Source organism: Paenibacillus pabuli NBRC 13638, from assembly GCF_001514495.1.
GTDB lineage: Bacteria > Bacillota > Bacilli > Paenibacillales > Paenibacillaceae > Paenibacillus > Paenibacillus pabuli.
Window position 1 is genome coordinate 243,874 of record NZ_BCNM01000006.1, and the last position, 23,484, is coordinate 267,357.

Below are 23,484 nucleotides of genomic sequence, written 5' to 3' on the forward strand. Positions count from 1 at the left end.
AAAGGGCATGATATGATAGAGGTACATACGGACTTCGGTTTGCTGCCAATGAATACACAACAACAGGAGTGAGTGAATGCAATTTTCAAAAATGTTCGTATTGAATATGGGGATGCTGATTACGATTGCTTACCTCGCTAGTGTATTCTATAAATACATCATAATTCGTGCTTCATCACGAGTGAAACAGATCAGTTCGTTATTTGTCCTTGTATTTGCTGGCTGGATCAGTACGGTATTTGGGTTTCAGCTTAATGATGAAGTGGTCTTCGATCTTCGTTTTGTTCCTTTAATTGTTGCGGTTTTGACGTACAGACAACCCTATAGTGCTATTATCGTAGGGGTTGGAATTGGACTGACCAGGTTAACTTTCGGTATCAATGAGGCTACGTTGGCTGCACTGATTAATATGTCGATTCTGGGTGTGGTGTGTGCCGGGTTGAATATATGGATGAGACGCAGTGACTATAGGCTGATTATTAAAGGCGTCCTTGTTACAGTGATCGTAAATGTGATCAATAGTTTAAACATCGCTATTTTCGGTGTTATCCCGGCTGCTTACTTTTTCTCACATATTATGCCGTATACCCTTCCTGTCGGTATTGTACTCAGCCTTATTTTTGCTTTTATTTTACGTGATTTCCAGAATGAACAGAATCGGATTTTGCTCATCCAGAGCACGAACCGTTTATTATCTGTACAAAAGGAAGAATTGCAGAAAGCGAAGATAGTCCTGGAAGAACGCGCCAAACAATTGATGATCGCTTCGCAGTACAAATCCGAATTTCTGGCGAATATGTCACACGAGCTGCGAACTCCGCTGAACAGCGTGATTAACTTTGCCCAGATGATCAGTGAGAACAGCGATACAATGGAGCAGGAGGATATCAGCCGTTTTGCAATGATGATCGAACAATCTGGTCAGGAATTGCTCGCCTTAATCAACGACATTCTCGATCTGTCCAAAGTGGAAGCAGGCAGACTGGATATCGTTTTGGAGGATATCAGTGTGGCACAACTCACGGAAGATACCATGAACCACTTCCAACTGGCTGCCGAGAAAAAGGGAATCCAGCTGCATCTGGTCAAGAAACCAGGATTGCCAGAGACCCTTTGGTCCGATCCCCAGCGGGTTCAGCAGATTTTGCGCAATCTCATGTCTAATGCCATCAAGTTTACGCATCAGGGGAGAGTCACACTGACCGTGAGTACCAAGCAGATCAAGAAGTCAGGTTTTCAGAGTCAATGGATTGTTTTCTCGGTGCAAGATACGGGGATTGGGATTTCTGAGGATAAACATCAATCCATCTTTGAGGCGTTTCAACAAGCGGACGGGTCCATTAGCCGAAAATTTGGGGGAACAGGTCTTGGCCTGTCCATCAGTCGTGATTTGGCCAGATTGCTGGACGGATCGATTGAACTGGAAAGCGCTGAGGACAAGGGGAGCACCTTCCATCTCTATCTGCCGTTGAACCGTGAAAAAATGAGTTGACAACCCTCACGCTGTGAGTAGAATTTGGGGTGACAACTAGCATCGACCGGCACTTGGAACCCGGTCTAAGGAGTGTATCCCCATACAGAAGACGGTCAACGTTAACCCTCCTCCGTTTGCAGGCAAACCACGGCGCAAGGGTTCAACACAACGCATGAATTTATCCATTGCAACATGGGAGGGTGTACCGGCAATTATTTTGCAGACATTGCTGGGAGGCCCATTTTTAACCGGATTTCTGTTGTACCTCGGGGCCGGGTCAAGACATATCGGCTTTGTGCTCGCCATCACGACATTTGTGAATATCGCCCAGATTGGAGCAGCTTACTGGATGCAGCGTATTCGCAGCCGCAAACGCATGCTTATCGTGTTTGTGGGAATGCATCGCATACTGTGGAGTTCAACGGGTCTAATCCCGTTCCTGTTTCCCAAGGAGTGGTGGGTAGGCATCTACATCGGTGTGTATACGGTTGCATTCATAGCCAATACAATTGGCGGTATGATCTGGACTTCGTTGATTGGTGACATTGTTCCTGCCAAGGTGAGAGGGCGATATTTCGGAATTCGGAACACGATTCTGAATGCGCTTGGAAGCGTATGCTTATTTGCAGGAGGCATCGTTCTGGACCGTTTCCCCGGGGAGACGGGGTTCTTGATCCTGTTCATTCCTGTATGGATCTGTGCCATCGCGAATACGGTGATTTATTTCTTTTACCCGGATGTGCCGTTTGAGCGTTCCACTGAAAAGGTTTTCTGGAAGATGTTCAAAAAGCCGTTTCAGGATTCTTCCTTTCTGAAGGCTGCACTGTTCCTCGCTGCCTGGTTACTGATCCAGACGTTGATCGTTCCGCTATTTTCCTACGTGATGCTTGACCTGCTTCACATTAATTATCAGACGGTATCCATCATTACTGTAGTGCAGACGCTCGTCATGATGGCCGGATTCTATATCTGGGGCAATCTGAACGCGAGATTCAGCAACAAAACCTTATTATTTTGGACATTACCGATCATTGCACTCTCCTGTTTGTCATGGGGATTGATGTCGTTTATGCCTGTTTTGATAGCGCTCTTTTTATCTCATATTTTCCTCGGCATTGGTGTGGGTGGATTTAACCAACTTGCCTTCAACTTTACAATCGGGGATACACCAAAAAGTGAAAGACCAATGTTTGTCGCCGTTTATTCGGCTCTGACCGGAGTGACATCGTTTCTTGGGCCGCTGATAGGCGGCTGGTTATATGAGAGAATGGAAGCCTGGCCGGATGCGTTGACCTGGGTTTCTGCCTATGGGTTCCAGGTGGGTGTCGGTGCAGCCATGCTGATTCTCACTTTTACACTGGGCCGCCGTGTACTTCTGAAATAAAGATCCGGATTGGCGATTGGAGGGGTGTTATTGGAGAGTCTTGAACGGAATGCCATCGTGATTGGAGCTACAGGGCTTGTTGGTGGATTATTGGTGCGAAGCCTGCTAGAGCATCCGGGATATCATCGAATTCGAGTGCTGGTCAGGCGACCGCTGGAATGGGAACATCCGAGGCTGGAGCAGCATGTTGTGGACTGGGAACAATTGGAGAGTTACGCAGGGCTGTTTGATGATGTGGAGGACTTGTATTGCTGCCTGGGGACAACGATTAAAAAAGCAGGCAGTCAGGAAAATTTCCGTCAAGTGGATCTTCACTACCCCGTAAGAGCTGCCGCACTTGCCAAGGAGCAGGGAGTAACCCAAATGCTCGTCATTTCATCCATGGGCGCGTCTGCCGATTCCCGATTGTTCTATAGTCGAACCAAGGGGGAGATGGAGGAGGCATTGTCGGCTATCGGTTTTCGTTCCTTGCATATATTCCGTCCGTCCTTAATCCTTGGCGATCGCAAAGAAAAACGGTTGGGAGAGAAGTTGGCTGCTCATGTCATGACATTCCTGGATCGATGGATGAAAGGCAGAGTGGATAAATACCGGGCAGTCCAGGCTTCCGCCATAGCTCGAGCCATGATTAACATTGCCATGGTTCGAGCTATGGGGAATCACGTGTATTCCAATGACGTCATCCATGTGCTTGGTTTGGATGAGTCTTGAGATATTCATGTTTATCCGCTATCAAAATGAGAGTTAAGGATAGACGCTTCTTGCCTGAGCGGGATCGTGGTATAATAAGCTTCAAAAATGAGTTCGAGACTTGTCTCCTCGCGGCGGCAGGACAGCGAACATGAAGGAGAGAACTCGTTCATGAAAAAACCAATCTCCACCGATCAGGCGCCAGGCGCTATTGGTCCATACAGCCAGGCCGTTGATGCAGGTGATTTTATCTACACTTCCGGTCAGCTTGGTTTGGACCCGCATACGGGAGAATTCGGAGCGAATGTACAGGAGCAGACTCGTTTGTCCCTGAGCAATGTAAAAGCAATTCTGGAAGCAGCAGGTACGAGTATGGATAAAGTTGTGAAAACAACGGTTTTCCTGAAAGACATGAACGATTTTGTTCCGGTAAACGAAGTGTACAGCACATTCTTCGAACAACCTTATCCGGCACGCAGTGCGGTTGAAGTCGCTCGTCTGCCAAAGGATGCACTTGTGGAGATCGAGGTCATTGCTCTGAAATAGAGCTGAAGGGTATTGCCCAGCAGGATCAGTATGTTGCATCATTTGATTTAATTCGCTTCAGGGTATGATACATAAAAAGCCGATATCAGTTCAGCGTGACTGAAATCGGCTTTTTGAATTATTTGGGAAATGAGGCTCAGTCCCGATCCTGATTACGGGCGAAGAACAGCCATACCGCATAAATGGCCAGTACGATCGCAATGGTAATTGCCGTATAATATATGGAAGTGACGTCTTTTTGTTTGAGAGCAATGGCAATGTAAGCCCAGGTAAAAACAAGTGGATACGCGCTGTCCCGGTAAGGGAAGCTCACGAATACAGCCAGCACCAGACCTACAATTAACATAATGATGGTCCAGGCAGGTTCACTGAGCCCGAAGCCATCCCATCCGACTTTATATAATAATACAGCCGTATTGATAATGGTTGCCACACTGACCCACCCCAGATAGATGCTGAATGGCAGCTTCACGAGCCAGATTTCGGCAGTCGTGGGGAGGGTAATTGCACGTGTTTTTACATACAGCATGATCAGGGACAGCAGTAACAGAACGATAATGACTAATGCGAGACCAATGTGTAGATTTTGAAAAGCAAAGATCCACGCTACATTAAAGGCACAGCTTGCCAGGAACCAGTAACCGAGGCGGGTAATGGAATCCCTTTTCCACGAAGCGGGAACAAATTGATAAATGACAAAGCCTGCGAGCAGCAGATAGATCAGCCCCCAGATGGAGAAAGCATAACCTGCAGGTGTGAGCAACACAGGGTACATATCCGATACTTCCTTGTTGGTCCTGCCACCGATCGGAAGTGCGTTGGAAAGGTAATTCACGACGATAACAGCAATAAAACCAATGGCATTCAACCACTTGTATGGATTATTACGTGACATTGTGTTTCCTCCTTGGTTTAACGAAAATGAATGAACCACGGGTCAGTCTATAATGAATATACCCAGTTCTTTTGCATTCTAATAAGAAGCCGCAAAAAATTCACAGGATCGTTGTCTAGCTATCCTGCGGTTTGCCGCTCTCTTATTCGCTGTGCTCCGTCTCAATGTACGCTGATTGAAACAGAAATATGCCCCCTTCGGAGGAGGAAAAAAGGTTGTTTACAAGAGAAACAATGGAGAAGCAGCAAACGTGGTTTTATGTCGCTGCCCTGTTTGTAGGAGCGGTAATGGGACTGGGCGACCCTGATTGGGGGGAAGCACTGCATTATACGGTTTCACCTGTGCTTGCCATTTTGCTATACAGCATGTTTGCGCAGATTCCTTTTTTACAGCTCAAAGAATCTTTGTCCAACCTGCGATTTATTGGAGCTTTGCTAATCGCTAATTTTATCGTTGTCCCTGTAATTGTCTGGTTATTAACGTTGGTATTTCCCCAACCTCCCGCTGTACTCATAGGCGTGTATCTCGTACTGCTAACTCCATGTATTGATTACGTTATTGTTTTTACACAGCTGGGCCGGGGCAATGAAAAGCTGATGCTGGCTGCAACGCCAATCCTGTTTGTTATACAAATGGTCTTACTGCCGATATATTTGTGGTTGTTCATAGGGAAGGAAGCGGCAAGGGTGATGCAGGTGGGGCCTTTCGTGGAGGCTTTTCTGTTCCTGATCGTCATTCCGCTGCTGTTGGCAATCCTTACTCAAGTCTTGACCCGAGGCAAAGCTGGAGGAGAATGGGTGATGGACGCAACCGCTTGGCTGCCTGTACCCATGATGGCTCTGGCATTGATTGTGGTTGTCGCATCGCAGATCGGGAAGGTCTATCATGATTTTGCTGTGATTGTGGATGTTCTGCCCATCTATATTATTTTTCTGATGGTTATGCCGTTCGTATCACGAATCATTGCTGCTCTGTTCCGTCTCGATACAGGTGCAAGCAGGGCCGTTATTTTCAGTGCAGGAACCCGAAATTCACTTGTCGTTCTGCCATTGGCACTTGCATTGCCACAAGAGTGGGCGACCATTGCTGCAGCTGTGATTGTAACCCAAACGATCGTCGAGCTGGCTGGAGAATTAATCTATATTCGTGTTGTTCCTTCCGTCATATTGCGGGATCGATGATCCTTTAGAATAGAAAAGAAGATCAGGGTGTATTCATCGAAATGAATGCTTATATGTAAAAAGGAAAGGGGCTATTCCCGGAGTCATGAACATGACGGGATGCCCCTTTTATCGTTTAACGAATCGAGCATGTTCTATTAGACGGATCACCACAGTGCCGACGGCTCAATTAAGCATTTCCATCAGATAACGTTTTGCGGTACTCCCCCGGTGTGATGCCCTCCATTTTTTTGAACACTTTACTGAAGTACTTCTCGTCTTGATAGCCGACCATCTCTGAGACTTTTGCAATTCGCAATGAAGGATTCTGTAACAGCAGCTTGGCGTTATTGATCCGCAGTTTGCCCAAATACTCCGACCAGTTCAATCCGAACTGCTGTTTGAATTTGCGTGAAATATATTCGCGACTCAGGTAGAACCGTGCAGCAATCTGCTGTAGAGACAGGTCCTCCTGATAATGGGCATCCATATAACGTGCGATCTCACTCATCGGGTCCGGTGTGGCATGATGATGTGCAGTGAGGGCTTTTCCGGCTGCGAGCAACCGCTGTTCCAGCAGGGAGCGGAGTAAGGGCAGTGATAACAGTCCTTCACGATCCAAAGGTAATTCGGCGAATGGAATGGACTGTTCCTCTATCGCTTCATCTTCCTCCTTTGGTGGGGCGCCTGCGGCATCGTCGAGCCAACGACCAATCATCCATTCCATCTCATCCATCCATTGCTGTATCTGCTCTGCTGTTACGACATCGAGCCGGGTGATGGGATCAATCCATTCGGCAACCGCATTGGACACGCTGGAAGCACGCCCGCTCATAGACGCGAGTCGTAAGGATTCCTCAAAGGTAGATAACCGCAGCCCCTTGTTTCCGTTGGAGGACTCCAATGCATCATGAATGCACTGCTTCGTTTGCAAGGCATTGCGTCGCCACAACCGCAAACTAGCTTCCTGATAGGCTCCCGAGGTTCCCGCAGGATAAAGCTCACAGCTGGATATACCAAAATGAAGACGGCGCTGTATAGTCTGCTCCAGCCCATCGTTCACTTTTTCGAGAATGGTATGAAGTGACGAGCATTGACCCCAGTACAGGAGAACGACCTCATCCGGTTGATCAAGCTGTCGGAACACGACACCTTCGGCAGGTGGGGACAACATCTCTGCACAGATATTCAGGACGGAGAATACAAGCAGGTCAGGCTGACTGCGGTATTTCGCCAAACATTCTGCATCCAAATGGGAAAGGCTGGTGACTGCCACACTGCAACTGTCGATCTGCTTGGGCAGATTCAATTCATCCCGCAGCCGCTGGAATTGGGTGTTGTTACTCCCGCGGCCAACGACCAGCTCCGTGAGCAGCCTGTCATGATAGTGTGGGCGCATCTGGTTAACTACCATAGATTGTCTGGTGGACTGCATCCGCACGGCATTCGCTTCTTTCCAGGCTTCAACGGCCCTGAATAAGGATGAATTCAGTTCATCTGCTTCAACAGGTTTGAGCAGGTAGTCTGTACCTCCATAACGAATCGCATGTCTGACCAGTTCAAAATCATCATACCCGCTGATGACCAGTACCTTGCTATGCGGGGCATGAACGGATATCCATTCAAGCAGAGCCATGCCATCCTTGCCAGGCATTCGCATATCGCTGAGTACAATTTGCGGTTGGTGGGCTGTAATGGCGGCGACTGCCTCATGACCATCTGCCGCCTCATACAAGGTATCAATTCCTGCCGCATCCCATTGGCCAAGCAGCCGAATCGCATCGCGGACGTGTTTTTCATCGTCGACAATCAAGGCTTTCATGTTATTCACTCTCCCGCGTATAGTTTGACTATAATCTCCACGCCATTCGGTTCCAGATTGCCAATCGTAAGCAGCGCATTGTATCCGGGCGGTGAGTTCAGTTGGAGCCGGCGGATCACGTTACGCAGTCCAATTGACTCGCTCTCTTCTGTATCCTGAGTAGGGACGGAAGAGATGGATGTTTCCCGCAACCAACGTTGAATTTCGGATAACTTGTCTTCCGGGATGGATGGCCCGTTATTTGTCAGATGAATTTCAATCCAATCGTCAGGTGTCCTGCGGCTGGTGATCTGTATCCTCCCTTTACCGGGCTGGATATCGGCTCCATGTTTGAAATAATTCTCAATCAAAGGCTGCAAAGTCATTCTTGGCATCTCGGCGCGCAGGGTATCTCCCGCAAAATCCAGCTCAACTTCCAGGCGGTCACCGAACCGCTCTTTTTGCAGTTCCAGATAGAGCCGTGCATGTTCGGCTTCTTCGTGCAGCGTGACCTGCGTCTGGTCGCGCATGCTGTAGCGCAGCATTTTGGATAGCGAAGAGAGCAGTACATACACCCGTTGTCCTTGCTGTTGAAGCGCCAGTGTACCAATGGATTGCAATGTATTGTACAGAAAATGGGGGTGAATCTGGGCTTGCAGTGCTTTAAGCTGATTGGTTTTATTGGCAATCTCCAAGCGATATTCCCGCAAGATCAAATTGTTCACCGTATCCATCATATCCCGAAAGTGGCGGGCGAGCACACCGATCTCATCTCGACTCGTCAACCGGATATCCACATGAAGACGTCCTGCCTGAATTTGGTTCATATAACGCATTAATTGCTTGAGCGGTCCAGTGATCCGAATCGAGATGAACAGGGTTGCCACAATGACCAATAACAGGGCAGCAATGGCGATCATGGCGTTATTCCACGTTAAGGTGGTGGCACTGGCGTACAGCGTTTCATTAGGAATCTGCTTGATAATGGTCCAGTTGGCAAATGGACTGCCTAATTGTTGGTACACATACATCGAGTGATCTTGTTCAAAATGTCCCGACGCAGTCTGGGCTGTCCCTGTACCGGCACGTACTGAATTCAGCTCAGTCGCCGCCTCCTGCCTCAATACATTCGTTTCACTGACTTCCGACTTTCCTTCATAAATCATCTGGTTCTGATTGTCGATGACATAGATCTGTTCCTTTGCCGGATCATACAGTCTGCTGCATATTTCGGCAATCGTATCCATATTCAAGTCAATGGCGAGCACACCCAGTCGTTCAGTCGAAGGTACATCCTTGATCACACGATGAAGGGTGATTACTGTTCTTGGAGGATCATCCGCTGAGGCCGCCTTGAAGCCGTAGGAATGACTAAGGTGCGCCGATTCGACCCAGATGTCCGGGTTGCTGCCAGCCGCTATGCCGTGGAGCGAGTCAGAAAAGGCCTTTTTTCGCTCTTCCCGCTTTGGAAAAGGATTCGCAATCAATGTTGATTGATTGGCAACAAAAGAGTGCAAATACAGCTGGAAAACATCCGGTACAGCTGCGCGGATCGTCTGCAAAGTGGTGTATACCTCGGCAACTGCTCGATAGTCACCTGGGATTTTCGCCAAATTTCGCAAAAAATTCGGATCATTGTACACAGCAAGCGAAGCTCTTGCCACATTATCCACATAATTGTTGAGATTGGTCGACGCCTGAAAGATCAGGCGTTTGTTCTCTTCGACAGCCTGCTCGCGCAGAGCAGTCTTGGTCTGGATAAACGTCATGCTGATGGATGCCAGCAGCGGAATCGTCGTGGCAATGAGCATAAAAGCGATGAGCTTGGTGCGAATACTGTAGTATTTTGACATCGGACACCCCTTCTGGTTGCAGGATAATAGAGGACAATATTTTACACCCAACTGTTCACCAGGGTCGGTGTTTCCCTGCCCGAGATTGGGGTTTAATAGAACAAGAGACCAATTTCATCCATCTAAAGAAGGGGAGAACGATATGAAGCATCGCAAGTCTTCACAGCTGTTACAGCAGCTTGTGTTCGTGGGTCCCTCCATCGTCTTTTTTATTCTCATTATCGTGGTCCCTTTCCTGCTTGGCATGGTATATTCCTTTACCGACTGGAACGGGGTGTCAGCTAACATTCATTGGGTAGGATTCGATAATTTTAAACAAATTTTCTCGAATGATCCCAAGTTTGTATCTGCGTTTTGGTTTACGGTGCGCTTCACCTTGGTTGGTGTCATCTTGACCAATCTTATCGGTTTTTTCCTGGCGTATTTCCTGACCAAACCGCTCAAGACGAGAAACATTCTGCGTACGATCTTTTTTATGCCTAACGTGATCGGCGGGCTGTTGCTCGGTTTTATCTGGCAGTTCATATTTGTGAAAGGGTTTTCAGCAGTAGGCGATGTAACGGGTTGGTCTTTCTTCAACCTCCCATGGCTTGGAGATGAACCGACTGCCTTCTGGGGGATCGTCATTGTATTTGTCTGGCAGACCGCAGGGTATCTCATGGTGATCTACATCTCGTCCTTGACCAACGTATCGCCTGATCTGCTGGAAGCTGCCGAAATTGATGGTGCCAGCCGCTGGCAGGTACTGCGCAGCATTATTTTTCCGCTCATTATGCCGGGAGTTACAATCTGTCTGTTCTTGGCAATCTCCTGGTCGTTCAAAATGTTCGATCTCAATCTGTCACTGACCAAAGGTGGACCGTTTGGATCAACAGAGTCGGTAGCTCTGAATATTTACAACGAAGCTTTTGTGAATAATCGGTACGGCATCGGTACAGCCAAAGCGCTTGTATTCTTCGTAATCGTTGCCATTATCACGATGATTCAGGTACGTGTGACGAAGAGCAAGGAGGTGGAGGCATAGATGGAAACGTCGAAAAATTATCGCTTCAGTACCATTGTAACCGAAATTATTATGGTGCTCATTGGATTATTGTTCCTGGTTCCGTTCTACTTCCTGTTTGTCAATTCGGTCAAAACGTTCGGTGACCTGCTTACCAATTCAGCTGCTTGGCCGGAAGCATTCCAATGGGGCAACTATGCGAACGCTTGGGAAAAAATCAAATTCCCGTCAGCGCTGATGAACTCGCTCATCGTTACCGTGGTCAGCAACCTGCTGCTGGTGTTGATCAGCTCCATGGCTGCTTACCGAATGGTACGCAGTGATACGCGCTTCAACCGGATTCTGTTCGGTATGTTCATTGCCGCCATGGTGATTCCGTTTCAGTCTATCATGATTCCGCTTGTTACTGTAACCAGTAATCTTGGACTCATCGACAGCCTGTTCGGACTCATCATCTGTTATCTTGGTTTTGGCGCACCGATGTCTGTCTTTCTGTTCCATGGATTCGTCAAATCCGTTCCTGTGGAGATTGAAGAGGCAGCACGGGTGGATGGAAGCTCAGTCTACGGCGTGTTCTTCCGGATTGTATTCCCGCTCATGAAGCCGATGTATGTTACGGTCATCATTCTGAATACACTTTGGATCTGGAATGACTATCTGCTGCCGTCCCTGATTCTGCAAAGCTCCAATTTACGTACCATCCCGATTGCGACCTTTGCGCTCTTCGGACAATATACGAAGCAATGGGATCTGGCTCTGCCTGCACTGGTGCTTGGGATTATGCCCATTATCATCTTCTTCCTGCTGATGCAGAAATACATCATTCAGGGGATTACCGCCGGATCAGTTAAAGGCTAGGTGCGAAGGGTTGGAGCCGCTCCGGGATCATGTGCGCTTTCGGTCGCTGTTGCTCCTCGGTGGCCTGAATGAATTAAGGCAAAGAAGCCACCGAGTATCAAAGGCGAGTGCTCCGCTCCTCCAGCGCATCATGATCCCTCCGCTCCGACCTCGCACGGAGGTGGGCAGGGGGAGTCATGCCCGCATAGCTTGGGCCTGCTCCTGGGTGGAAAGACCAAGGGCGATGGGATGAAAAGACGCAATTGTGTGAGCACTTCCTCTGAGGAGGAATGATATATTCTCGGGGGGAAGCTGTTATACTGAAACTACTATAGGGAGAGTGTATGTATGAAAAGAATGACCAAGTTGACGTTGCTTATGCTGATTGCTTTTTCTGTAATGCTTGCGGGTTGTGGCAACGGAGATAAGAGTGGAAGTCCTGTTAACACAGACGCCCAAGGTGGCGGAGAGGCGGCAGCAGGGGACAAAACCATCAAAATCTTTCAATATAAAGTCGAAATTGCGGAAGCGCTTAACCGTCTCAAGGCGGAATATGAGAAATCCCACCCAGGCATCAAGCTGGACATTCAGACCGTGGGTGGCGGCAGTGACTACGGCGCTGCATTGAAAGCCAAGTTCGCCGCTGGCGAACAACCGGATATTTTCAACGTTGGTGGTTATCGTGAACTGGACACATGGCTCGAATATCTGGAAGACCTGTCAGGTGAAGCATGGGTTAAAGATGTGCTTGATGTGGCCAAAGAGCCAATGACCAAAGACGGCAAATTGTATGGACAGCCGCTGGCACTGGAAGGCTATGGTTTCATTTATAACAAAGACCTCTTCCAAAAAGCTGGCATCACCGAAATTCCAACCACGTTGGAACAATTGGATCAGGCTGCACAGAAACTCCAAGCCGCAGGGATTACCCCGTTCTCAAATGGTTATCAGGAATGGTGGGTACTCGGTAATCATAACGTAAACGTGGCATTTGCGAATCAAGCAGATCCGGTGAAATTTATTCAGGGTCTTAACGAAGGTAAAGAGAAAATCCCTGGCAATCAGGTGTTCGCGGACTGGATGAACCTGCTGGACTTGACGCTGAAATACAGCAACAAAAACCCGCTCACAACCGACTACAACACACAGGTAACCCTGTTTGCCAGTGGCGAAGCAGCGATGATGCAGCAAGGGAACTGGACGCAAGTACAAATTGATGGCATCGATCCTAATCTGAATCTCGGCATTCTGCCGATGCCAATTACGAATGAGCCGAATGACAAACTGTTTGTTGGTGTACCGAACTACTGGGTTGTGAACAAGAATTCGCAAGTAAAAGCGGAAGCAAAAGAGTTCCTGGAATGGCTCGTGACATCGGATATCGGTAAACAATACATGACCAAAGAATTCAAGTTTATCCCGGCATTCAGTTCCATTCAGGCATCTGAAGAGGATCTGGGTGACCTCGCAACCGATATCATGAAGTACAGCCAGGAAAACAAAACATTAAGCTGGAACTTCAACCGTTTCCCTGAGGGTGTTCCACAAGAATTCGGCAGCACGATTCAGGCTTATGTAGCAGGCAAATCGGACAAAAAGGCGCTGCTTGACGCCTTGCAGCAAAACTGGGATAGTCTGAAAAAGTAACCAACTCGGATTAGCTATCCGTAAAAGTGAAATAGTGATGTCTCATCCTTGAATGGTTATCCACATACTAGTATCCACAGGCTATCGGAGCCATTCGCATATGATTTGGATGAGCAGCCAACTCCAATAGGTCAACCAGAATTGTTCTGGTTGGCCTATTTTTTAGTTGGAGGACTTTCCGCTATCGCAGATCGGAAGAATATTTGCGATACGGCCCCTGAAGTGTGGATAACCCCATCAGATTTAGAGGCTCAACGATAAATTTAACACGGAGTTAATACTATATGTGGATATCCTGTGTGTATAATATTCTAAATGTGGACAAGTGAGAGGGATTATGGACAATGATCATCTTTTGTTAACAATATAACTTGTGTTTGTTTAATTAGTACTGTATAGTTCTATTTATGACAAATCAAAAATCGATCTCGGGTGCTGTGAAATCCAAAAGTTCCAATCCGGTTAATCGGACCAAGGCAGTCGAAGTGGCCGCTCAGTTATTTTTGCGTCAGGGATACAGCTATGTCAGCATGGACGAAGTCGTGCGGGCAAGCGGGGTATCCAAATCAAATATCTATTATCATTTCAAAAATAAGGAGGAATTGCTGCAGGCCGTGGTGCAATACTGGATTGCCCAGTATGAATCGGGGCTATATCTACTGCTCAGTCAGCGAGACCGAGAGGTGACAGAACGAATCTATTCGTTCATAGCGTCACTGTCTGCTGGCATGGAGGGACGCGATTATAAAGGGAGTTGTCCGTTTATTACCCTGTATATGCAGACACCAGCCAGCGCCCCCGAAGTGAAAGAAAGTATAGCCCGCTTCTTCCGTGATCTGCAGCCGATGATGGAAAAGCTTTTGCAGCAAGGGCTGGATCGTGGCGAATTCCGTAAAGGGCTTGAACCGGGACCGGCGGCTTCGTTATTTATTGCAGCGTTGGAAGGTTCGCTTGTACTTGCGGAGACTGCACGCGATATAGGGATTATTGAGCAATCAGCACGTACATTTTGTCAGATGCTTCGGTAAACGAAGCTCTTTTTTTGAATTTAATTAGTACTATGTAGTACTATAATACACGTTGCTAAAAAGGGAGAGAGATTAGAAATGAGTATACATAATTCATCATTATCAAAGGCAGAACGTAAGGCTGACCCTAATCCGTCGAATAAGAACAACAAGGCGACTGAATCAGCCACTATTTTGATGACCGGGAGTACCGGATTTATAGGCAAGGAGGTAGTGAAACAGCTTGGGGGCAGTCAGGCGCAATTATTGCTGCTTGTACGCTCTGAATCCAAAGCGAGGAAGGCTCTGAATGCATACGGAGTCACGGATTTTAGCCGCATAACCTGTATTCAGGGGGATTTGTCAGCTCCAGGTCTCGGTCTAACCAATGCTGATCGTGAGCGTGCTCTTCAGGCCAATATCATTATTCATGCAGGGGGAACGATGGATGTCACATTGAAACCATTGGTGGCGGAGCAGGTTTTTATGAACGGGGCAAGAGAGATTGCCGAACTTGCCGAAGAAATCCAGCGTACACAGGGATTGAGGCATTTTATCCACGTGGTTGGTTTTATGAGTCCTTACGGAAGGAAGGATTCTCCGTCCGGTTCTTCAACCGATGAAGATCGTGGGAATAAGCCTAATCGGCAGAGGTCATTGCTTGGCCAATATTTTCATTCCGAGAGTGCTTATGAGCATATGAAATTCGAAGCGGATCGCTATATTCGACAGCATGCAGAGCAGCATTCGTATGCCTTATCTGTTGTTAACCCGAGTACGGTTGTAGGTCCGCATCCTACAGGTATAACCGAACAAACGGGCGGAATTGGCATGATGATACAGGCGATGAGAAGGCGTAGAATGCCGTTGATTCCCGGTGGTCCACAGCACTGGCTGCCCCTCGTATCCAATGACGTGGTTGCGCAGACTATTGTCTTCCTGACTCGTGACAGAAATCCCTCCGATGGCACATATCCCTTATTGTCCAGAAAAGCGGACAGTCCGGATATGAAGGAGTTGATTCGGTTGCTGGCGGCAGAGTTGGATGTATCTGCACCTCGATGGTCGGTGCCTCTGCCCATAATTCATGCAGCCATGAAGGCTGGCGGCACAAAGATCAGCGGAATACCGCCTGAATCCATCGCGTTTATTACCAAACAGGAGTTTGAAGTGCGGCAGACGGAGCGATTATTTCAGCGAATGGGACAAAAGTTGCCTGAAGTTAGCGAACTATTGCCTTACGTGACAGCCGATTTGGATTATCGTTTCAGCTACCCTTCACAGGAGGATTTGCCTCAGGGTTGGACACGGACACGTAAGGGCAGTCTTGCGGTACTGGTTCATGAAGGCCAGGGGGAGCCATGGGTGATTGTTCATGGCCTGATGAGCGGTGCTGACGATATGATCCCCCTGGGAGAAGCGTTATGGAGTATGACGGGAAACCCGGTATGGCTTGTGGATCTTGCCGGATTCGGGCGTTCCCCGGTGCATCGGAACAAGGCAAAACGAACGGCTTTCACAGGACAGGTTGAGGCGGTAAGAAGTGTACTGGAAGAGGTGCAAGGTCCGGTCAATTTGGTAGGGCATTCCGTAGGCGCAGCGATAGCCGCGGTGGTCATGCAGGAGAGTGGACGTGAAAATATCCGGCTTGCCATGCTGCAGCCCGTATGGGGAGCATCGAAGGATGGGTTGCAGCGCCTAATATCAAGGTTCCCGAGAAGAATGCTGCAAGGACTGTTGTCGCGGATGACTCCTCAGCAAGTGGCTGCGCAGCTCAATAGAGCAGATGCTTCGGAGATCCATCCAACCCTGCTAGAAGGTTATGCGAGGAGAACTTCTTCTGGTTTGAAGTCACCTCGCATCGCAGGAGCGAATGCCGATTTGCTCCACTGGATACAGTCCCATCCAAACGATAAAATGTCGCAGACAAATGTAAATGCACAGTGCACACTCATGGCTTGGGGGACAACCGATAAGGGATACGCGCGCCCAGAAAATATCCATTCATCCGTTCAACATGTGGAACTTCCCTATGGACATCAATTTCCCCTGTTTCATGCGGAAGAAACGGCTTCACTGCTTCTAAAATGGCAAATGAATAGAAGTGAAAGATCGAATTGAAGAGTGCAATCCCCAAATTACACAATATCCAGGTCGCTCGATAATAAAATGTTAAATTATATAACATATCCAGTCAGATAAACCGTGTGAAAGCGTTATTTTCATTCCCATTTATACTTGCCGCACAAGAAAAGCATGCTCATTTTGGCAAGGCAGTACATTGTGACCCTCTTCTGAACTGCGATAGACTTGATCTCAAGATCAACAGCTAAGAGGAGGATGTGTACGATGCCACTTCAGAAAACGTTATTGGCACTGGACGCGCTGGACAGCGCTTATGTGAATGGTGAAAGTGTAAAACAATTATTTGTTCAATATCCACAGGTATCCGTTGAAGTGCTGACTGTACATGGGGAAAAGGGGAGCACGGATTTTGTCAAAATCATCATCCCTGGTACGGAGGGCAAGCGATCAGGAGGACAAGCTCCGACCATGGGGATTGTAGGACGCTTGGGTGGAATTGGTGCCCGTCCAACGCGCATTGGACTTGTCTCGGATGCCGACGGTGCCGTCGCTGCTATTGCAGCAGGCTTGAAGCTCGCTGACATGCAGACCAAGGGTGACTCGCTTAAGGGGGATGTCATTGTGACGACACATATCTGTCCTGATGCACCTACTCTGCCACATGAGCCGGTAGATTTTATGGACTCTCCGGTCGACATTATGCAGATGAATGAACATGAGGTTCTACCCGAGATGGAAGCGATTTTGTCTATCGACACAACCAAAGGAAACCGGGTAATTAACCATAAAGGCATTGCGATTTCACCAACGGTGAAAGAGGGATACATCTTACGGGTGAGCGATGATTTGCTCCGCATCATGGAGATGACGACAGGGCAGCTTCCTGTGACGTTCCCGATTACGACGCAGGATATTACACCTTACGGTAATGACTTATACCATATCAATTCCATTTTGCAGCCAGCGGTGGCAACTCATGCACCCGTGGTAGGCGTAGCTGTAACAGCCCAATCGGCAGTGCCGGGATGCGGCACAGGTGCAAGCCATGAGATTGATATTGCAAGCGCAGTTCGTTTGGTTGTGGAGACTGCCAAGGAATTCACCAATGGCACGTGTTCTTTCTACAACGTGGAGGAATATAACCTGATTACTCGTCTGTACGGATCAATGAAAGTACTTCAGACCCCAGGGATGCAGGCAGCTCCCTCTGCATAGTGTTCCTGAAGAGGTAACGACTGAAGCGGCAGAGGGGAACGCTGATGTGGGCATGCACAGCGTGTACCGCAGATCTGAGATGTAGGGGGCAATAAAATGATAAAGCAGCTTGGCATGATCACAATTGGACAAGCTCCGCGAACGGATGTGGCGCCTGTCATAGAAAAGTACCTGGAGGGGCGTGCAGAACTTGTTCAGGTTGGGCTGCTGGACGGACTTTCAGCAACTCAGATCGCTGATCTGGCCCCGGAACCTGGTGATTATGTGCTAACTTCCCGTCTGCTGGACGGCAGTGCGGCTATCGTATCCCGAGAAAAAATCAGGCCGATTCTGGATCGCAAAATCCGTGAATTCGAAGGTATGGGTATCTCCAATATTTTGTTGCTGTGTACAGGTTCATTCCCAGGTCTGCGATCAGCCAAGGCGCACCTCATTGAACCTGACCGTATTATTCCTCCAGCGGTACAGGCCATGGCCGATGGGCGCCGACTTGGGCTGATCGGGCCCTTACCCGAGCAGGCGGGGCAGCTTGATCTGAAGTTTTCCTCCCTGGTCCAGCCTGCGTTTGCTGCAGCTTCTCCCTATACATCCGGTGAAGCCGAGTTCCGGCAGGCGACTGAATCACTGAAGGGGCGTGTTGAGCTCATTTTACTGGACTGCATGGGGTATGATGAGCGGCACCGTCAGTGGGTTGCCAACGTCTGCGCAGGAATCCCCGTCATTTTGTCGAATGCTCTAATGGGTAAGCTAGTAGCGGAAATGGTCTGACACAGGAGGAGACGAACAAATGAACCAGCAGCGAATTGACGTCAGTAAAAATGTTTTGGTGGAATGCCTTGGACTTCGCAGTGGTGAGACACTGGCTGTCGTAGCGGATGATGCCAAGAGAGAACTGGCCGAATCCATATATGAGGCAGGCAAGGCATTGGGAGCAGATGCGGTACTTATGGTAATGAAAGAACGGAGTAAATCCGGTGAAGAGCCACCTGCACCGATTGCCGAAGCGATGAAGCGTGCTGATGTTGCAGTGTGTGTAACCCGTTATTCACTAACCCATACACAGGCTCGCAAACAGGCGGCAGCTGCCGGAACCCGGGTAGCCACAATGCCGGGCATGACGGACGATATGTTCATGAACGGTGCAATCACCGCAGAGTATCCCAAAGTGAAGGCTTTGACCGATAAGGTTACAGGCATGCTAAGTGCGGGGAGCAGCGTTCGTATCGAGAAGGATGGGCACCAGCTGTCATTCTCCATTCAGGGACGCAATGGCGTGCCAAGTACAGGCATGTACCTCAATCCAGGGGAGTCCGGCAATTTGCCTTCGGGTGAAGCTTACATTGCACCCGTTGAAGGCAGGGGCGATGGTGAGATCCTGGTGGATGGCTCCATCGCAGGAATAGGCGCGATTAGCAGCCCTGTTCTGTTGACGGTTAGAGAGGGCCGCCTTGTTTCGGCAACCGGCGCCGAAGGAGACAAGCTGCTATCCATGCTTGGAGAAGGTGATGGCCGGATTCTTGGCGAATTCGGCATTGGTACCAATGACAAGGCCCGAATTACGGGTGTTGTCCTGGAAGACGAGAAAGTCTACGGGACGATTCATGTTGCTTTTGGCAGTAACAATACCTTTGGTGGTACAGTTGCAGCGGGGGTTCATATTGATGCTGTCGTACAGAAGCCGGATGTCTACATTGATGATGTCCTGATTATGCGTCAGGGAGAACTGCTTGATCAGAAATAGAGCAGAATAATCATGAGATAACCTTGTGGATCAAAAAAAAAGGTGTATGAGAGCGTACCCACAACCTATCCACAATGGGGGCAGATGCGTAAATTTCGCGGTAGTTTTAGCGACAAATACACAACATATTCACAATATATATATAGATATCCACAGGGTTGGGGGTAACTATCAACAGACTGTGGGTAACATATGCACAAGATATCCACAGCCTGGGGAGGAACGCCAATGTTGGGTCTTATAAGAGTGATTACGCTTCATGATGAAGAAGATATCCACAGACACGGGGCATTGATTGAAGGGCGATACGGCATTCGGGTCTGCAGTCGATGTATTCCCGAGCAACCGCTGGGTGTGTATGATCAGGCTACAGAGCTTGAATCGATTCCCAAAATTGTGGATCTGGCGCGGCAGCTGGAACACGAAGGGTGTACATCTATTGGGATTAGTTGTGCAGCTGATCCGGGTCTTGCAGAAATACGCGCCGCTGTTCGGGTACCCGTATATGGTGCTGGAGCTTGTGCTGCACATCTTGCACTCACCTCAGCTGCACGGGTAGGTGTATTGACGATTCTGGAGGAAGTGCCTGCCCTGATTCGTGACATACTTGGAGAGGCTTATATCGGGATGGGCCGACCCGAAGGTGTGGTTACAACCCTCGATCTGAACACGCCTACAGGACGGTTGGCGGCAATGGAAGCCGCTAGCAGACTGAAGGCTGAAGGTGCTGAGTCCATTGTTCTCGCCTGTACCGGCTTTGCAACGATGGGTTTCGCTTTTGAAGTGGAAAAAGAACTGCATATCCGCGCGCTCGACCCGATCTATTCCTTAGGTGCAGCCGTGTCTGCGGTGAATGCTTAATCTATAGAGTGCCGGAATTGTATTTTAGCAGAAAAATATAGCTTGATTCTAACGCCGATGCAGTTATTCACAACTGTATCGGCGTTATTTGTGTTACTGAATACATTTCGGTCCGTGGGGCAGCTGAACTCTGTATGGAAAGTGAATAAGCGAAGTTTGTTTCCTAATGTGACGCGATAAAGTGTTAAAATTATTTATAAGATTATATACTGGAACTAACAACGTGAAAGGTTTGTTTTATTTTATGAAAGTAATCCAAGTCATGCGGATATCACAGAATTTCCCGTTTTTTTTGATCAGATAGTCTGGTAAACTATCCAAAAAAATGAGATGCAGTATGCGAGGAGATTTGCAAATCTGGCTGAGGGTGGTCGATAGGCTTGAAAACGACAGGTATAACACTGAAAGAACTGTTGAATATTCCTATACTCAGTAAGGCCAAGGTGATCAGCGGCCATCAGGGATTGGATCGGGTTGTTCGGTTTGTGGATATCATGGAGGTGCCTGATCTGCAAGGATGGTTACGGGAAGGCATGCTCATGTTGACGACGGCCTATTCGATTCGCGAAAATCCCGGTCTGCTTGGGGAACTGATCTATACACTTAATGAGGCGGGAGCAGCTGCTTTGGCTATTAAACCTGCCCGTTTTCTCAAAGAAATTCCGGAAGAAGCCATAGCAGCCAGTAATGACTGCGGCCTGCCCATTATTGAGATTCCTCCCGAAATACCCTACATGGATATTACGCAACCTGTTATGGAATTGGTGCTCGACCGACAGGCTGCCCTGCTTCGCAGGTCCGAGGAAGTATATCGAACACTGATGACTATGGTCCTAGAAAACAGCGGGATTCAGGCTGTGGGAGACAATGTGGCCGAACTGCTCCAGGCACCTGTAGGTGTCATCGACAATGGTGGACAGATCATTGTATCTTCACCGCCTGATTATGACTGGAAGGAAGCAGTAAGCCCGCTCGTTTGGGAGATTAATCTGGACCGCAGGAAGGTTGCGCGGCTGCTGGTGGATAAGGGCTCGCTTGATGAAATGGAACAAGTCGGAATTGAACAGGCCAGATTGGTGTTATCCCTGGAATTGATGAGAAACAAGGTGGCGGAAGATACCGAATTGCGTCTACGGGGCAATTTCATTGATGAACTTCTGACACCGCCCCTGCTCTTGCGGCATGAAGCTGAATCCAGAGGCCGTAAGCTCGGAATGAATCCAGAGCATTTATGGGAAGTGGCCGTAATGGAAGGCGAGGTTGCCCCTGATGAAGACTTGTTGACTGAATTGCTTGCACATGAAGCCAGAAAACGGAGAGTGACACCGCATATTGAGTTCCGGACCAACCGGGCTGTCCTCTTTCTGCCAACACCGGAGTCCAAGGATGCGGTATGGATGGAGGACATTCAATCCTGGACTGAAACCATCGCGGTATGGATCGAAGATCCGGCAAACAAGTTGGGACAATTTAGAGTAGGTGTTGGCACGCAGGTTTCGCTTTGGAATATACATCAGAGCTATGGGGAAGCCAGGAATGCCCTGATGGTATCCTCCCGTTTATCGGGGGGGCGTACGACCCGGTTTGAGGATGTGGAGGTATATCACCTGCTGAGCGAGACGGCAGATGATCCGGGTTTTGCAGCATTGTTTGAGCGAAAGCTGGGAAAATTGCGTGACTATGACGAAGAACATAGCGGCGACTTGCTGCGGACCTTTTTTTATTATCTGGAGAGCCGGGGGAGTCTGATTGAGACAGCAAATCGCCTCTACATCCATCGGAATTCGGTCAAATATCGACTGGAGCGAATTAGAGACATCACAGGCTTTGATCTGAACCACCCGCGTGAGCAATTTGTCTGTCATCTGTGCCTGGTGTACTACTACATGAGGCAGGACAAACAAGAGGTTTAGGTTCTGCTCACCGGGCCCAGTTCCTGCAGTAGAATCAACCATGAGTTTTACGGAAGATAAAGGTCGAAATATAGCGAACTGTGTCTTAGAGTGTAATTTAACATGACATATTGGGGAGACATTAGTGCACAATCGACAAACGGTTGTGCTTTTTTTTAGCTAAATGGGACGTAGTTCGACGCTTGGTTTCTAGGTAAAATAAGCACAATTACAAAGAAGAGACGGATGACAGACATGCTGTCTACATTGGGCCGTCCACAGAGAACTGTAAAACAGCAAGTGAGACATCAGAGTTAAAGGGGTTGATCGATTGTTTGCTTACACGCTCCGAAGGCTGCTGCAGATGATTCCGGCGCTGATCGGCATCGTGGTGATTACCTTCATCCTGTCCCGTGTTCTTCCGGGAGATCCCGCCATTGTCATGGCTGGTGAACAGGCCACGGATGATGTCATTGCCAAAATCCGAATGGACATGGGATTGGACAAGCCGCTAGTTGTACAGTTTTTTAGCTACGTTGGACAATTGTTTCAAGGCAATCTGGGGTTCGCCTACCATACCGGTCATACGGTGCTAAGTGATTTCGGTACCCGCTTTCCGGCAACCATTGAGCTGACGCTGGCCAGTGTGATTATAGCGATCTGTGTTGCGATTCCGGTAGGCATTATCGCTGCAACCCGCAAAGAGTCCTTTATCGACCACATCTCCAGGGTATTCTCACTGATTGGAGCATGTGTACCGATTTTCTGGCTGGGACTGCTGTTTATTTACATCTTCTATTCCATCCTCGGCTGGGCTCCAGCTCCAATGGGACGCATCAGCGGAGACCTCAATCCACCGACTCATATTACCGGATTGTACGTGATAGACAGTCTGATGACTGGAGATATGGTCGCACTCAAAAGCAGTCTTGCGCATTTGCTGCTCCCGGCCATCTGCCTGAGTACAGGAACAATGGCGATTGTGGCCCGTATGACCAGGTCCAGCATGCTGGAAGTCATCGGGCAGGATTATGTGCGTACCGCACGAGCCAAGGGTTTGAGCGAAACCGCGGTCGTCGGCAAACACTCTTTGATCAATGCCCTCATTCCCACGTTGACCGTTCTCGGCCTTCAGTTTGGAGGACTACTCGGTGGTGCGGTAATCACGGAAACGATCTTCTCCTGGCCCGGCGTTGGCGGTTATGTCACAGATTCGATTCTGGCTGCCGATTATGCACCAATTCAGGCCTTCACACTGGTAAGTGCCATTCTGTTCAGCTTTATAAATCTGGCGGTGGATCTGGTCTATGGATTGATTGATCCACGAATCCGTTATGAATAGGGTCGCCGCGAAAGGAGGAGTACCGCTGTGAGTACTGCCGCACCGACTTCC

At 48.6% G+C, this 23,484-nt stretch carries 19 protein-coding genes; 16 read left to right on the top strand and 3 right to left on the bottom strand.

The window, feature by feature from the left end; genetic code table 11:
• The first annotated feature begins 76 nt into the window (after positions 1-76).
• From PPA03S_RS11030 to PPA03S_RS11045, 4 genes are all read left to right on the top strand, one after another.
• Positions 77-1,492 (top strand): ATP-binding protein, encoded by a 1,416-nt coding sequence (locus tag PPA03S_RS11030; RefSeq protein WP_062322707.1) that lies wholly within the window; start codon positions 77-79, stop codon positions 1,490-1,492.
• A 154-nt stretch (positions 1,493-1,646) separates the two neighbouring features.
• Complete coding sequence (locus PPA03S_RS11035) at positions 1,647-2,858, top strand: MFS transporter (RefSeq protein WP_174532125.1); 1,212 nt, start codon at positions 1,647-1,649, stop codon at positions 2,856-2,858.
• A 30-nt stretch (positions 2,859-2,888) separates the two neighbouring features.
• Positions 2,889-3,569 carry an oxidoreductase gene (locus PPA03S_RS11040; RefSeq protein WP_062322711.1) on the top strand — a complete coding sequence of 227 codons (681 nt, stop codon included), beginning with the start codon at positions 2,889-2,891 and terminating at the stop codon, positions 3,567-3,569.
• Between the two features lie 150 nt (positions 3,570-3,719).
• A complete protein-coding gene (locus PPA03S_RS11045) occupies positions 3,720-4,094 on the top strand; it encodes a RidA family protein (protein WP_062322713.1) in 375 nt (124 codons plus the stop codon).
• A gap of 136 nt (positions 4,095-4,230) precedes the next feature.
• On the opposite strand, the gene PPA03S_RS11050 is transcribed toward PPA03S_RS11045, so the two are convergent.
• A complete protein-coding gene (locus PPA03S_RS11050) occupies positions 4,231-4,989 on the bottom strand; it encodes a TspO-related membrane protein (protein ID WP_062322715.1) in 759 nt (252 codons plus the stop codon).
• Between the two features lie 188 nt (positions 4,990-5,177).
• Here PPA03S_RS11050 and PPA03S_RS11055 point away from each other — a divergent pair, with 188 nt between their 5' ends.
• Entirely contained in the window at positions 5,178-6,170 is a 993-nt protein-coding gene (locus PPA03S_RS11055) for an arsenic resistance protein (protein WP_062322717.1), read from the top strand.
• A 169-nt stretch (positions 6,171-6,339) separates the two neighbouring features.
• Here PPA03S_RS11055 and PPA03S_RS11060 read toward each other — a convergent pair whose 3' ends face one another.
• Both PPA03S_RS11060 and PPA03S_RS11065 read right to left on the bottom strand, forming a co-directional pair.
• On the bottom strand, positions 6,340-7,971 hold the full coding sequence (locus tag PPA03S_RS11060; RefSeq protein ID WP_062322719.1) for a response regulator transcription factor: 1,632 nt from the start codon (positions 7,969-7,971) through the stop codon (positions 6,340-6,342).
• Positions 7,972-7,976: 5 nt separating this feature from the next.
• Positions 7,977-9,803 carry a sensor histidine kinase gene (locus PPA03S_RS11065; RefSeq protein WP_062322721.1) on the bottom strand — a complete coding sequence of 609 codons (1,827 nt, stop codon included), beginning with the start codon at positions 9,801-9,803 and terminating at the stop codon, positions 7,977-7,979.
• A gap of 142 nt (positions 9,804-9,945) precedes the next feature.
• On the opposite strand from PPA03S_RS11065, the gene PPA03S_RS11070 reads away from it, so the two are divergent.
• The 11 genes from PPA03S_RS11070 (at position 9,946) to PPA03S_RS11120 (ending at position 23,433) form a co-directional block, all read left to right on the top strand.
• A complete protein-coding gene (locus PPA03S_RS11070; RefSeq protein ID WP_062322723.1) occupies positions 9,946-10,827 on the top strand; it encodes a carbohydrate ABC transporter permease in 882 nt (293 codons plus the stop codon).
• Positions 10,828-11,664 (top strand): carbohydrate ABC transporter permease, encoded by an 837-nt coding sequence (locus PPA03S_RS11075; protein WP_062322725.1) that lies wholly within the window; start codon positions 10,828-10,830, stop codon positions 11,662-11,664.
• Positions 11,665-11,991: 327 nt separating this feature from the next.
• On the top strand, positions 11,992-13,290 hold the full coding sequence (locus tag PPA03S_RS11080; RefSeq protein WP_062322727.1) for an ABC transporter substrate-binding protein: 1,299 nt from the start codon (positions 11,992-11,994) through the stop codon (positions 13,288-13,290).
• A 407-nt stretch (positions 13,291-13,697) separates the two neighbouring features.
• Positions 13,698-14,318, top strand: a complete 621-nt coding sequence (locus PPA03S_RS11085) for a TetR/AcrR family transcriptional regulator (protein WP_062322729.1) — start codon at positions 13,698-13,700, stop codon at positions 14,316-14,318.
• A 78-nt stretch (positions 14,319-14,396) separates the two neighbouring features.
• Positions 14,397-16,418: an alpha/beta fold hydrolase gene (locus PPA03S_RS11090; RefSeq protein WP_062322730.1), complete on the top strand. Its 2,022-nt coding sequence runs from the start codon at positions 14,397-14,399 to the stop codon at positions 16,416-16,418.
• Positions 16,419-16,646: 228 nt separating this feature from the next.
• Positions 16,647-17,597, top strand: a complete 951-nt coding sequence (locus PPA03S_RS11095; protein ID WP_062322732.1) for a DUF1177 domain-containing protein — start codon at positions 16,647-16,649, stop codon at positions 17,595-17,597.
• 96 nt (positions 17,598-17,693) lie between these two features.
• A complete protein-coding gene (locus PPA03S_RS11100; protein ID WP_062322734.1) occupies positions 17,694-18,365 on the top strand; it encodes an AroM family protein in 672 nt (223 codons plus the stop codon).
• Between the two features lie 19 nt (positions 18,366-18,384).
• A complete protein-coding gene (locus PPA03S_RS11105; protein ID WP_062322736.1) occupies positions 18,385-19,338 on the top strand; it encodes an aminopeptidase in 954 nt (317 codons plus the stop codon).
• A gap of 228 nt (positions 19,339-19,566) precedes the next feature.
• Positions 19,567-20,199 carry an aspartate/glutamate racemase family protein gene (locus tag PPA03S_RS11110; RefSeq protein ID WP_062322739.1) on the top strand — a complete coding sequence of 211 codons (633 nt, stop codon included), beginning with the start codon at positions 19,567-19,569 and terminating at the stop codon, positions 20,197-20,199.
• 380 nt (positions 20,200-20,579) lie between these two features.
• Complete coding sequence (locus PPA03S_RS11115) at positions 20,580-22,112, top strand: PucR family transcriptional regulator (protein ID WP_062322741.1); 1,533 nt, start codon at positions 20,580-20,582, stop codon at positions 22,110-22,112.
• Between the two features lie 310 nt (positions 22,113-22,422).
• Complete coding sequence (locus tag PPA03S_RS11120; protein ID WP_174532126.1) at positions 22,423-23,433, top strand: ABC transporter permease; 1,011 nt, start codon at positions 22,423-22,425, stop codon at positions 23,431-23,433.
• Positions 23,434-23,484: the final 51 nt, after the last annotated feature.

Excerpts from the sequence above, each read along its gene's own strand:
- PPA03S_RS11030 (WP_062322707.1), top strand. The coding sequence starts at position 77 with ATGCAATTTTCAAAAATGTTCGTATTGAATATGGGGATGCTGATTACG.
- PPA03S_RS11060 (WP_062322719.1), bottom strand. The coding sequence starts at position 7,971 with ATGAAAGCCTTGATTGTCGACGATGAAAAACACGTCCGCGATGCGATT.
- PPA03S_RS11045 (WP_062322713.1), top strand. The coding sequence starts at position 3,720 with ATGAAAAAACCAATCTCCACCGATCAGGCGCCAGGCGCTATTGGTCCA.
- PPA03S_RS11090 (WP_062322730.1), top strand. The coding sequence starts at position 14,397 with ATGAGTATACATAATTCATCATTATCAAAGGCAGAACGTAAGGCTGAC.
- PPA03S_RS11085 (WP_062322729.1), top strand. The coding sequence starts at position 13,698 with ATGACAAATCAAAAATCGATCTCGGGTGCTGTGAAATCCAAAAGTTCC.
- PPA03S_RS11095 (WP_062322732.1), top strand. The coding sequence starts at position 16,647 with ATGCCACTTCAGAAAACGTTATTGGCACTGGACGCGCTGGACAGCGCT.
- PPA03S_RS11050 (WP_062322715.1), bottom strand. The coding sequence starts at position 4,989 with ATGTCACGTAATAATCCATACAAGTGGTTGAATGCCATTGGTTTTATT.
- PPA03S_RS11080 (WP_062322727.1), top strand. The coding sequence starts at position 11,992 with ATGAAAAGAATGACCAAGTTGACGTTGCTTATGCTGATTGCTTTTTCT.
- PPA03S_RS11105 (WP_062322736.1), top strand. The coding sequence starts at position 18,385 with ATGAACCAGCAGCGAATTGACGTCAGTAAAAATGTTTTGGTGGAATGC.
- PPA03S_RS11055 (WP_062322717.1), top strand. The coding sequence starts at position 5,178 with ATGCCCCCTTCGGAGGAGGAAAAAAGGTTGTTTACAAGAGAAACAATG.
- PPA03S_RS11065 (WP_062322721.1), bottom strand. The coding sequence starts at position 9,803 with ATGTCAAAATACTACAGTATTCGCACCAAGCTCATCGCTTTTATGCTC.
- PPA03S_RS11100 (WP_062322734.1), top strand. The coding sequence starts at position 17,694 with ATGATAAAGCAGCTTGGCATGATCACAATTGGACAAGCTCCGCGAACG.
- PPA03S_RS11035 (WP_174532125.1), top strand. The coding sequence starts at position 1,647 with ATGAATTTATCCATTGCAACATGGGAGGGTGTACCGGCAATTATTTTG.
- PPA03S_RS11075 (WP_062322725.1), top strand. The coding sequence starts at position 10,828 with ATGGAAACGTCGAAAAATTATCGCTTCAGTACCATTGTAACCGAAATT.
- PPA03S_RS11110 (WP_062322739.1), top strand. The coding sequence starts at position 19,567 with ATGTTGGGTCTTATAAGAGTGATTACGCTTCATGATGAAGAAGATATC.
- PPA03S_RS11070 (WP_062322723.1), top strand. The coding sequence starts at position 9,946 with ATGAAGCATCGCAAGTCTTCACAGCTGTTACAGCAGCTTGTGTTCGTG.